The following is an 11,099-nucleotide window of genomic DNA, read 5'->3' on the forward strand; positions in this document are numbered from 1 at the left end:
CTGCTCCGATGCCCCAGAGCGCGACCCGTGCCTTCCCCGACGACTTCCTGTTCGGCGTCGCGGCGGCGGCGTACCAGATCGAGGGCGCCGCCTTCGAGGACGGCCGCACCGCCTCGATCTGGGACGCCTTCGCGCGCGTCCCGGGGGCGGTCGTCAACGGCGACAACGGCGATGTGGCCTGCGACCACTACCACCTCTACCGGGACGACGTCGCGCTCATGAAGAGCCTGGGCGTGCAGACGTACCGCTTCTCGGCGTCGTGGGCGCGGGTGCGGCCGGATGCGGGCGCGGTGAACGCGAAGGGCATCGACTTCTACAGCCGCCTCGTCGACGAGCTTCTCGCCGCCGAGATCGTGCCGTGGCTCACGCTCTACCACTGGGACATGCCGCAGGCCCTGCAGGAGCGGGGCGGCTGGGCGGTGCGCGAGTCGGCCGAGCGGTTCACCGAGTACGCGCTGTCATTGCACGATGCGCTCGGCGACCGCGTCGACATCTGGACGACGCTCAACGAGCCGTGGTGCGCGTCCTTCCTGTCGTACACCGCGGGCGCGCACGCGCCTGGCCTCTTCAGCGTGGAGGAGGGGCTGCTCGCCGCGCACCACCTCCTGCTGGGGCACGGACAGGTGATCGGCGAGCTGCGGGGGCGCGACGCATCCCTCAATCTCGGTCTCACCCTCAATCTCACCGTCGTCGACCCGGCCGACCCCGACGAGCCGGCCGACGTCGACGCCGCACGGCGCGTCGACGGCCAGTTCAACCGGTGGTTCCTCGATCCGGTCTTCCGCGGGGTCTACCCCGCCGACATCGTCGAGGACATCAGAAGAGTGGATGCCGGTGCCGTCGCCGCGCTCGAGGAGGCCATCCGTCCCGGCGACCTGCAGACGATCTCGACGCCCATCGACACCCTCGGCGTCAACTACTACCAGGGCGACTTCGTCGGGGGCACCCCGGGCCCGGTGCCGCCGCCCAGCGACCCGGTGATCCCCCGGCAGACCCGGTCGCCTTACCCGTCGCACGAGGGCATCCACTGGCACGAGCGCGGGCTGCCGCGCACCGGACAGAACTGGGAGGTGCAGCCGGAGGGTCTCACCCGCGTGCTGACGCGGGTCTGGGAGGAGTACGCGCGCCCGGCCGGCGTCGCGCTCTACGTCACCGAGAACGGCGCCGCCTACGACGACGACGTCGTCGAGGGCGACGATGGAGTCCGCATCGCGGACCCGGAGCGCACCGAGTATGTGCGCGAGCACCTCAACGCCGTGCTCGATGCGGTGGAGGCGGGCGTGGACGTGCGGGGATACTTCTACTGGTCGCTGCTGGACAACTTCGAGTGGGCGTGGGGCTACGACAAGCGGTTCGGCATCGTGCATGTCGACTACGAGACGCAGCGTCGCACGGTGAAAGACAGCGGTGCAGAATACGCTCGGATCATCGCCGACCGCGCCATCGATCGGTGACGCTGAACGCAGAAGGGATGCGATGACCACCGAGGCCGTGCGCGGGAGCGTGACGATCGAAGAGGTGGCCGCTGCCGCGGGCGTCTCGCGGTCGACGGTGTCGCGGGTCGTGAACGGCTCGACGGCCGTGTCGCCAGCGGCGCTGGAGGCCGTGCAGCGCGCCATCGCCGAGCTCAACTACGTGCCCAACCGCGCCGCCCGCTCGCTCGCGAGCCGGCAGACGCACGCGATCGCCCTCATTGTGCCCGAAGACACCACGCGCTTCTTCGGGGATCCGTTCTTCGCCTCGATCGTGTCGGGCATCAGCGCCCGGCTCACCCGGTCGGACTACGTCCTCAATCTCATCATCGCCAGCGACGATCCCGGCGACAAGACGACCGCGTATGTGCGCTCGGGCGCCGTCGACGGCGCGATCGTCGTCTCGCACCACACCAGTGACACGTTCATCGACCGCATCGCCGCCGCCGTCCCGGTGGTCTACGGCGGGCGGCCGGTGCGCGAGCGCGAGCGCGACCACTACGTCGACGTCGACAACCGGCGCGGGGCGCAGGTCGCCACCGAGCACCTGATCGGCCTGGGCCGGAGGCACATCGCGACGATCACCGGACCGGCGACGATGCCCGCCGGCGTCGATCGTCTCGACGGGTTCCGCGCGGCGCTCGCCGACGCGGGGCTCTCAGAGGCGGGCGCGGAGGACGGCGGCTTCACGGCGGCCGGCGGTGCGGCGGCGATGCGCCGCATCCTGGACTCCGGCGCCGATGTGGACGCGCTCTTCATCGCGAGCGACCTGATGGCCCGCGGCGCCCTCGACGTGCTCGCCCTCGCCGGCCTGGGCGTGCCCGACGACGTCGCCATCGTCGGGTTCGACGACTCACCCGTGGCCACCTCGGTGACGCCGAAGCTCACCACGATGCGGCAGCCCTCCTTCGAGCAGGGCGAGCGGATGGCGGGCGTGCTGCTCGACATCCTCGCCGGGCGCAGCCCCGAGCACGTCACGATCCTCGACACCGAACTGGTGCGGCGCGAGAGCGCGTAGCGGGGCGGCGGGCGTCAGGCGGCGACGGATGCCTGCAGCACGTTGCTCCACGGATCCTCGAAGCTGAGCGTGCGCCCGTCGTCACGGGTCTGGAACCCGTGGTGGCGCAGCCGCTCGTGCAGAGCGCCCAGGGAATCGGCGTCGGGCAGCTGCAGGTCGATGCGGCCCAGGCCCAGCGCAGGCATGCGCGGGCCGGCGCCGCGCGAACTCCACACGTTCATCGCCATGTGGTGGTGATAGCCGCCGGCGCTGACGAACAGCGCCGTGTTCCCGAGGGTCGCCGTGGTGTCGAAGCCGAGGGCGTCGACGTAGAACGCGCGGGCGGTGTCGACGTCGCCGACCGAGAGATGCACGTGCCCGACGGTGGCCGCGTCGGTCGCGGTCGAGCCCTCGAGCGCCTCAGGGGTCAGGTGCTCGCGCAGGAACGCGTTCGGGTCGAGGAAGATCGTGTCCATCTCGACCTGGCCGTGGGTCCACGACCACGCGCTGCGCTCGCGGTCCCAGTACAGCTCGATGCCGTTGCCCTCGGGGTCGGTGAAATAGAACGCCTGGCTGACGAGGTGGTCGGCGCTGCCGGTGAACGTCTGCGGCGCGTGGCGGGCGACCGAGTACAGGGCGGCGGCCAGCGCGGCCTGCGTCTCGAAGAGGATCGCCGTGTGGTACAGCCCGGCCGAGCCGGGTGCGGCGTGCCGCAGCTGCGGTTCGCGGCGGAGCACGACGATGGGCCGGCCGGCGCGCCCGAGCGTGACGGTGTCGCCCTCGGCGGCCAGCACCTGCAGGGTCACCACGTCGCGGTAGTACGCGGTCATGCCGTCGAGGTCGGAGACGAGCAGCGTCACCGCGCCCATTGCGGTGTCGGCGGCGATGCGGTCTCTAGTTGCCACGGCAAGTTTCTCCATGCTGGATGCAACGGCATCCCTCACCCCACTATTCCCGGGGTGAGGGATGCCGCGAAAGGCCGCGACTACTGCGGGTCGCCGCCCAGCTGCCCGATCACCGGCAGGCCGCCGCCGTCGTCGGCGCCGGTCTTGCGCCACCGCGCGATGAGGTTGCCCAGGTGGTAGATGACGAGCGCCGCCGCCGAGCCGAGCACGATCGCGCCGAGCTGGAAGCCGTCGCCCCAGACCATCGTGAAGCCGGCGATCGCGATCACCAGGCCCACCGCACCGGTGTACTGGTTGACCGGACGCGAGAAGTCGACGCGGTTGTCGACCCAGATCTTGATGCCGATGATGCCGATGAGTCCGTACAGCGCGGTCGTGACGCCGCCGAGCACGCCCGCGGGCACCGAGTTGAAGACCTCGCCGACCTTGGGCGACATCGCCAGCAGGATCGCCACGACGCCCGCCACCCAGTAGGCGGCCGTCGAGTACACGCGGGTCGCCGCCATGACGCCGATGTTCTCGCCGTAGGTCGTGGTGCCCGAGCCCCCGAAGAAGCCGGCGAGGGTCGTCGCGGCGCCGTCGGCGATGAGCGCACGGCCGGTCTGCTTGTTCACCGACGGGTCGGTCATGGTGGCGACCGCCCGCACGTGGCCGACGTTCTCGGCGATGAGGACGAGCACCACCGGCAGGAACATGACGATCACCGACCACGTCCCCGGGGAGGCGAAGTCGGCGATGTGGAAGGTCGGGAAGCCGATCCACGGAGCGGCGTCCACGGCCGACCAGTCCACCTCGCCGACGATCGCCGCGAAGATGTAGCCGACGATCACTCCGAGGAAGATCGAGATGCGCCCGAGGAACCCGCGGAACAGCACGCTGAACAGGATCACCGCGACCAGCGTCACCGTTCCGGTGACCGGCGCCACGGCGAAGTTGTTCCACGCGACGGGCGCGAGGTTGAAGCCGATCAGGGCGACGATGGTGCCCGACACGACCGGCGGCATGAGCTTGTCGACCCAGCCGAGGCCGGCGAACTGCACGATGAAGCCGACCGCCGCCAGCAGCACGCCGACCGCGACGATGCCGGCGAGGGCAGAGCCCATGCCGGCAGTCGCGGTGGCCGCGGTGATCGGCGCGATGAACGCGAACGACGACCCCAGGTAGCTGGGCAGCTTGTTGCGGGTGATGAGCAGGAACAGCAGTGTGCCGATGCCGCTGAACAGCAGCGTCGTGGGGACGGGGAAGCCGGTGAGGATCGGCACCAGGAACGTCGCGCCGAACATGGCGACCACGTGCTGAGCGCCGATCGCGATCGTCGCCGGCCAGTTCAGGCGCTCCCCGGGGCCGACGACCTTTCCGGGTTCGACGGTGCGTCCGTTTCCGTGCAGGGTCCAGATGGGCATTCGCGCTCCTTTGCGACAGGTGTGACGGGTGACGCTGTCACCCTACCTGGGAGTTCGCTGGGAGCGCGCGTCAGACGCCGGTGAGGCGCGCGACGAGCTCGCGATATCGCTCCGCGGTGCTCGCGACGACCGCGTCGGGAAGCGCCGGCGGCGTGCCCTGCCGGTCCCAGTGCGCGGCGAGCCAGTCCCGCACCGGCTGCTTGTCGAAGCTCGCCATGCGCGCGGCGGGGGTCGTGCCGGACTGCCAGGCCGCGGCATCCCAGTACCGCGACGAGTCGCTCGTGAGCACCTCGTCCGCAAGCCTCAGGATGCCCTCGTGGTCGAGGCCGAACTCGAACTTCGTGTCGGCCAGGATCAGGCCGTGCTCGTGCGCGATGCGCGCGGCGCGCCGGTAGATCTCGAGCGAGAGGTCGCGCAGCTGCTCGGCGCGCTCGGCGCCGACGAGCTCGACGGTCCGTGCGAACGAGATGTTCTCGTCGTGCGCGCCGAGCGGCGCCTTGTGCGCCGGGGTGAAGATCGGCTCGGGCAGTCGGTCGCCGTCCTGCAGGCCGGGGGGCAGAGGGATGCCGCACACGGTGCCCTGAGCGCGGTATTCGGCCCAGCCCGACCCGGTGAGGTACCCGCGCACCACGCACTCGATCGGAAGCATGTCCAGGGCCCGCACGACCATGGCCCGTCCGGAGACGGCCTCGGGCACCGGGTCTGCGTCGGCGACGAGGTGGTTCGGGATGGCGGGTCCGCCGTCCGCACCGGAGAGCTGATCGAACCACCACAGGCTGAGGCGCGTGAGCAGCTCGCCCTTGCCGGGGATGCCCGGGCTGAGCACGTGGTCGAAGGCGCTGATGCGGTCGCTGGCGACCACCAGCATCCGGTCGGCTCCCGCCCCGCTCCCGGCTCCGCTCCCGCCGCCGCTTCCGCTTCCGCTTCCGCTTCCCGAGCTTGTCGAGGGACTTGTCGAGGGACTTGTCGAGGGACCTGTCGAGGGACGGTACAGGTCCCTCACCTTGCCCGAGTACACATGCGCCCAGCCGGGCAGGTCGAGGGGGGTGGTCACGCGTCCATCCTCGCAGAGCGGTGGCTGATCAGTCCGGGTCTTCCGGGTCGACCGGGGTGTGGTGGTCGAAGGCGACGACGCCGCGGCGCCAGTAGCCGCTGATCGCCGTCTGCTCGTGGGGCAGGCCCAGGGCGCCGCGCAGATGGCGGCGCAGCGGCAGGAGAGCGGATGCCTCGCCGGCCGCGAACACGAACGTGCCCTCGTCGATGGGGTCGATTCCGGCCAGCGCCTGCACGAGCGCGTCGCCCTCGGCCGGGCCCTCGACGTGCTGCATCCGGATGTCGGATCGGCCCGAGGCATCCGCGAGGTACCCCGGCACCCACGCCCCGTCGTCTCCGGTCACAGCCACGACGTCGACGGAGGTCGAGGCCGGCACCTCGCGGGCGAAGCGTGCCGCGGCGGGCAGGGCGGTCTCGTCGGCGAACACCAGCAGACGCGATGCACCCTGCGGTGCGCCGCGGGATCCGCGCGGACCGGCGACGACCAGCTCGTCGCCGGGCTCGGCGCGTGCGGCCCAGCGCGACGCCGGCCCGGCAGAGGGGTGCAGGAAGAAGTCGAGCTCGACCGCGACGTCGTCGCCGTCGCGGACGATATGCAGCGGGGTGAAGTCGCGGGGGAACGCCGGGCCGTCAGGGCGGATCACGCCGTCCTCGCCGGGCCCCGCCGGCTCGGGATGGTTGTACTCTCCGGTGTCGGGGTCGGGGAAGTACACCCGCGCGTGATCGGACGGGCCGTCGCTGGCGAAGTCGGCGAAGTCGGGGCCGGTGAGCCGCACGCGCAGCATCACGGGCGCCACCTCGGTGACCGACACCACTCGGCCGCGTCGGGCGGTGAGACGATGCCGCGCGCCGACGCGGTGGAAGCGGCTCGCGCCGCGGACTTCCTGAGCCACAAGAACCTCCTGAGGGCGCACCGGAAACAGCCGGACGCCCCTTCAAGCCAATCATGGAATGCGGCCGGCGGGCTCGCCGAGGCCTCACCGACGGTGCGGCAGGTAGCGCGGCACGTACACCGCGAAGCCCACCGCCCCGAGCAGGCCGATGACCCCGATGACGAGGGTGGCCGCCGGCAAGGAGACAAGGGCGGTGATGCCGGTGATCAGCAGAGGAGAGCCGGCGGCGCCGGCATCCGACAGCATGCGCCACGACCCGAGGAACGGGGCCGGGTCGGCGGCAGGCGCGAGGTCGGCGCCGAGGGTCATCAGGATGCCGCTGGAGAGCCCGTTGCCGATGCCGACGACGACGGCTCCGGCGATGAACCATGCGGTCGGAGAGGCGAGGTCGTGTGTGAAGGCCAGGCCCGCGAACGCTCCGCCCATCAGGATCATCGACGGCAGGCAGGCCCACAGCCGCCCCCAGCGGTCCATGATCTGGCCGCTCGTGTAGAAGAGCAGGAACTCGAGGGCGCCGGTGAGCCCGATGATCAGCGCGATCTGCTCCGGCCCCAGCCCGAGCGAGACGCCCCACAGCGGCAGCAGGTAGATCCGCGCCTGCCGCATCCCGGAGAGGGTCGCCGCCGCACCGCCGACGCGCACGAGCACGCCGCGGTGCCGCCACATGGTGCGGAAGACGCCCTCGGGCTTCGACGGCTCGGTCTTCGGCGGCGTCACCCGGCCCAGCTCGTCCTCGGGGTCGCGGCCGAGCAGCACCAGCAGCACGAGGGCCGCAAGGCATCCCGCGAAGAACCATCCCGCCGCCTGCTCGGTGCCGGTGGCCGCGACCAGGCCCGCGGCCACGAACGGCCCGGTGAACATTCCGAGCCGGAACGAGCCGCCCAGCGTCGACAGCGCCCGCGCCCGGTACCGCAGGGGAACGCGCGTGGTCATGAAGGCGTGCCGGGCCAGTCCGAATGCCGCCGCGCACAGCCCGATGCCGAAGACCGACACCCCGAGCAGGATGAGCCCGCGGGCGAAGATGAGACCCAGCACGCCGACGAGCGCGAGCCCGCCCGCGATGGCCATGGTCCAGCGCTCCCCGATGCGGGCGACCAGCCATCCGGCGGGCAGGTTGCCGATCAGGCGCGCCACCACGAGCACCGACGCGATGAGCGCCGCCTGGGACAGGTCGGCCCCGGCGGCCGCGGCGATCGACGGCAGCAGGGGCAGCAGCGCTCCCTCGCCCAGTCCGAACAGCAGGGTGGGCCCGTAGATCATCGGCGCGAAGCGCCAGAGCACGTCGCGGGTGCTCAGCCCGCCGGCGCCGCTCATCCGTCTGCCGAGGTCGTGTCGAGGTGGTGTTCGACGACGTGCGCGGCGATCGCCATCGAACTGGTCGCCGCGGGTGACGGCGCATTGCGCAGCAGCGTGACGGGACCGACCTGGTCGACGGCGAAGTCGTCCAGGAGCGAGCCGTCGCGGGCCCACGCCTGGGCCCGCACCCCCGCTGCGGATCTGTGCGCCAGGTCGCGCATCGACAGTTCCGGCACGAAGCGCCGCGCCTTGCGGACGTAGAGCGGCTTGATGAGCGAGGCCGCGATCTCGTCGACGCCCATGCGCCAGTGCCTCCGGGCGAGCGCCCCGGCACCGGGCCAGCGCAGCGACTCCCAGGTGTCCCTGGCCGAGAACCGCAGCCAGCTGTATCCCTCCCGCGCCAGCGCGGGCACGGCGTTGGGGCCGACCTGCACGTCGTCGTGCACGCCTCGGGTCAGATGCACCCCGAGGAACGGGAAGCGCGGGTCGGGCACCGGGTAGATCATGCCCTTCACCAGGTCGGTCCGCTCAGGGCGCAGCTCCCAGTACTCGCCGCGGAACGGCAGGATCTTCGGACTGGGGTCGGCGCCGACCATGCGCGCCACGACGTCGGAGTGCAGCCCCGCGCACACGACGACGCGATCGAAGACGTCGTCCGAGACCGCGGTGAGGACACGGGCTGTCCCCCGTTCGAGACGGACCCCGGTCACCTCGTGGCCGAGACGGATCTCACCCCCCGCCGCTCGCACGTCCTGAGCCATCGCCTCGGTGATCGCCGCATAGTCGACGGCGGCGGTGTGCGGCGAGTGCAGCGCGGCGACTCCGGCGACGTGCGGCTCGATCTCGCGCAGGCGGTCGAGCCCGTCGACCCGCGCGAGGCCGGGCACGCCGTTCTCGATCGATCGCCGCTCGATCTCGGCGAGCGCCGGCAGTTCGGACTCGTCGACGGCGACCACCAGCTTGCCCACCTCGCGGTACAGCAGCCCCTTGTCGACGCAGAACTCGCGCAGCGACGCCCGCCCGGCCGCGCACAGCGTCGCCTTGAGCGAGCCCGGCGCGTAGTAGAGGCCGGCGTGCACGACGCCGGAGTTGCGGCCGGTCTGGTGCGCGGCCAGGCGCGACTCCTTCTCGAGCACGGTCACGGTGTCGCCGCGTGCGGCGAGCAGCCGCGCCAGGGCCACCCCCACGATGCCCCCGCCGACCACGCCGACCCGCTGCGCTCCCATCAGTGCGTCCGCAACGCGGCGGTCTGCGCGCTCAGGTCTCCCTCACGCGGGCCGCGATGTCGCTGCGGTGCTGCGCGCCCTCGAGCCGGATGTGGCCGACCGCCTCGTACGCCCGCGCCGTCGCCTCGGCGAACGAGCTGCCCAGGGCCACGATGCTGAGCACGCGCCCGCCGCTGGAGACCAGCCCCCCGTCGGGGGCCACAGCGGTGGCCGCGTGGGCCAGGTGCACGCCGGGTACGGCTGCCGCGGCATCCAGCCCCTCGATCATCCGCCCGGTCACCGGCGCTGCCGGATATCCCTCGCTGGCCACCACCACGGTGACCGCCACCGCCTCGGCGAACGCAGGCACCGGGTGGTCTTCGAGGTGGCCCGATGCCGCCGACAGCAGCAGCTGCGACAGCGGGTCGACCAGTCGGGGGAGCACCACCTGGGTCTCGGGGTCGCCGAAGCGCGCGTTGAACTCGACCACCTTGACGCCGTCGTCGGTGAGCACGAGGCCGGCGTAGAGCAGTCCGATGAACGGGGTGCCCTCGGCATCCAGCTGCCGGATGACCGGCTCGGCGATCGTGTGCGTGACCTCTTCGGTGAGCGCCTGCTCTCCGCCGAAGCGCTCGGTGAGCCAGGGGAGGGGCGAGTACGCGCCCATGCCGCCGGTGTTCGGGCCCTCGTCGCCGTCGCGCAGACGCTTGTAGTCCTGGGCGGGGGCCAGTGGGCGGACGGTGTCGCCGTCGCTGAGGAAGAAGAGCGAGACCTCGGGGCCGTCGAGGTACTCCTCGACGAGCACGGGGCCGAGCGCCAGGTACGTCTCGGCGTGGGCGAGCGCGGCGGCGCGGTCGGAGGTGACGATGACCCCCTTGCCGGCGGCCAGGCCGTCGGCCTTGACCACGTGCGGGGCGCCCAGCTCGTCGAACGCCGCCTCGACCTCGGCGGTCGTGCGGGCATGCACGGCGCGAGCGGTGGGGACGCCCGCGGCCTCCATGATCCGCTTGGCGAAGGCCTTCGAGCCCTCCAGCTGAGCGGCGGCGCGCCCGGGGCCGAACACGGGGATCCCGCGTTCGCGCAGGGCGTCGGCGATGCCGGCGACCAGAGGCGCCTCGGGCCCGACCACCACGAGGTCGATCCGCTCCTGGTTGACGAACGCCGTGACCGCTGCGGGATCGAGCGGGTCGACGGCGACGACCGTGGCATCGTGCGCCATGCCGGCGTTGCCGGGTGCGGCGAACAGCTCGTGACCGGCGTCTTCGGAGCGCAGAGCGAGGATGATGGCGTGCTCGCGCGCGCCCGAGCCGAGGACCAGGATTCTCACGTGGCCAGCCTATCCGCGGCTCGCCGGACGGGTGCGGCCCCGCCGATCGTCCGCAATTCAGTCTCGGCGGGTGCGCCGCCTGCGGCCGGGCCGGTGATCCCGGGCGGCAGCGCCCGGCCTGCAGGCGCGGAGACTGAGTTGCGAACCGGTTGTGCGGGGTACCGTGGGGGCATGGCCCGCCGCATCCGCACCGAGGACGGCCGCGCCGCGCTCGCGGGGGTCCGCAGCGGCGCGCCCGAGACCAGCGACCTGCCGACGGCGGTGCGCTATCTGCTGCAGCTGCTCGCCGAGAAGGCCCCCGGCAATTCGGTCGAGGTGCGCGTGCCGCCGTTCGGCGCGGTGCAGGCCATCGAGGGTCCCCGGCACACCCGCGGCACGCCCCCGAATGTGGTCGAGATGGACCCCATGACGTGGATCGCCGTCGCCCTCGGCGAGCAGGACTGGAACGTCGCGCTCTCGGAGGGGTCGATCCTCGCGTCCGGCACCCGGGCGCATCTGGCCGACGTGCTGCCGCTGCGGCCCTGAGCCGCCGCCGCGGGCGAAGCCGG

Annotated in this window: 10 protein-coding genes; 3 read left to right on the plus strand and 7 right to left on the minus strand. The window is 72.2% G+C overall.

What is annotated here, in order from left to right:
• Positions 1-8 precede the first annotated feature (8 nt).
• Positions 9-1,454 carry a GH1 family beta-glucosidase gene (locus tag ACIWQI_RS05010; protein WP_396656019.1) on the plus strand — a complete coding sequence of 482 codons (1,446 nt, stop codon included), beginning with the start codon at positions 9-11 and terminating at the stop codon, positions 1,452-1,454.
• 22 nt (positions 1,455-1,476) lie between these two features.
• Positions 1,477-2,490: a LacI family DNA-binding transcriptional regulator gene (locus ACIWQI_RS05015; protein WP_396656020.1), complete on the plus strand. Its 1,014-nt coding sequence runs from the start codon at positions 1,477-1,479 to the stop codon at positions 2,488-2,490.
• 14 nt (positions 2,491-2,504) lie between these two features.
• Here ACIWQI_RS05015 and ACIWQI_RS05020 read toward each other — a convergent pair whose 3' ends face one another.
• The 7 genes from ACIWQI_RS05020 to purD all read right to left on the minus strand — a co-directional run bounded on the left by ACIWQI_RS05020 (position 2,505) and on the right by purD (position 10,551).
• Positions 2,505-3,389 (minus strand): VOC family protein, encoded by an 885-nt coding sequence (locus tag ACIWQI_RS05020; RefSeq protein WP_396656021.1) that lies wholly within the window; start codon positions 3,387-3,389, stop codon positions 2,505-2,507.
• Between the two features lie 65 nt (positions 3,390-3,454).
• A complete protein-coding gene (locus ACIWQI_RS05025) occupies positions 3,455-4,777 on the minus strand; it encodes a uracil-xanthine permease family protein (RefSeq protein ID WP_396656022.1) in 1,323 nt (440 codons plus the stop codon).
• Between the two features lie 70 nt (positions 4,778-4,847).
• The gene (locus ACIWQI_RS05030) at positions 4,848-5,831 is read right to left on the minus strand and encodes a phosphoribosylaminoimidazolesuccinocarboxamide synthase (protein ID WP_396656023.1); all 984 of its coding nucleotides are present in this window, start codon (positions 5,829-5,831) and stop codon (positions 4,848-4,850) included.
• A 28-nt stretch (positions 5,832-5,859) separates the two neighbouring features.
• Complete coding sequence (locus ACIWQI_RS05035; RefSeq protein WP_396656024.1) at positions 5,860-6,723, minus strand: siderophore-interacting protein; 864 nt, start codon at positions 6,721-6,723, stop codon at positions 5,860-5,862.
• A gap of 84 nt (positions 6,724-6,807) precedes the next feature.
• Complete coding sequence (locus tag ACIWQI_RS05040; protein ID WP_396656025.1) at positions 6,808-8,037, minus strand: MFS transporter; 1,230 nt, start codon at positions 8,035-8,037, stop codon at positions 6,808-6,810.
• A complete protein-coding gene (gene lhgO, locus ACIWQI_RS05045) occupies positions 8,034-9,245 on the minus strand; it encodes an L-2-hydroxyglutarate oxidase (protein ID WP_396656026.1) in 1,212 nt (403 codons plus the stop codon). Before lhgO ends, ACIWQI_RS05040 begins: the two co-directional genes overlap by 4 nt.
• Before the next feature lie 31 nt (positions 9,246-9,276).
• Entirely contained in the window at positions 9,277-10,551 is a 1,275-nt protein-coding gene (purD, locus tag ACIWQI_RS05050; RefSeq protein WP_396656027.1) for a phosphoribosylamine--glycine ligase, read from the minus strand.
• A 171-nt stretch (positions 10,552-10,722) separates the two neighbouring features.
• On the opposite strand from purD, the gene ACIWQI_RS05055 reads away from it, so the two are divergent.
• On the plus strand, positions 10,723-11,076 hold the full coding sequence (locus ACIWQI_RS05055) for a sterol carrier family protein (protein WP_396656028.1): 354 nt from the start codon (positions 10,723-10,725) through the stop codon (positions 11,074-11,076).
• The last annotated feature ends 23 nt before the right edge of the window (positions 11,077-11,099 follow it).

The organism is Microbacterium sp. (genome assembly GCF_044508325.1).
Taxonomy (GTDB): domain Bacteria; phylum Actinomycetota; class Actinomycetes; order Actinomycetales; family Microbacteriaceae; genus Microbacterium.

Excerpts from the sequence above, each read along its gene's own strand:
- ACIWQI_RS05015 (WP_396656020.1), top strand. The coding sequence starts at position 1,477 with ATGACCACCGAGGCCGTGCGCGGGAGCGTGACGATCGAAGAGGTGGCC.
- ACIWQI_RS05040 (WP_396656025.1), bottom strand. The coding sequence starts at position 8,037 with ATGAGCGGCGCCGGCGGGCTGAGCACCCGCGACGTGCTCTGGCGCTTC.
- ACIWQI_RS05020 (WP_396656021.1), bottom strand. The coding sequence starts at position 3,389 with ATGGAGAAACTTGCCGTGGCAACTAGAGACCGCATCGCCGCCGACACC.
- lhgO (WP_396656026.1), bottom strand. The coding sequence starts at position 9,245 with ATGGGAGCGCAGCGGGTCGGCGTGGTCGGCGGGGGCATCGTGGGGGTG.
- ACIWQI_RS05025 (WP_396656022.1), bottom strand. The coding sequence starts at position 4,777 with ATGCCCATCTGGACCCTGCACGGAAACGGACGCACCGTCGAACCCGGA.
- ACIWQI_RS05055 (WP_396656028.1), top strand. The coding sequence starts at position 10,723 with ATGGCCCGCCGCATCCGCACCGAGGACGGCCGCGCCGCGCTCGCGGGG.
- ACIWQI_RS05010 (WP_396656019.1), top strand. The coding sequence starts at position 9 with ATGCCCCAGAGCGCGACCCGTGCCTTCCCCGACGACTTCCTGTTCGGC.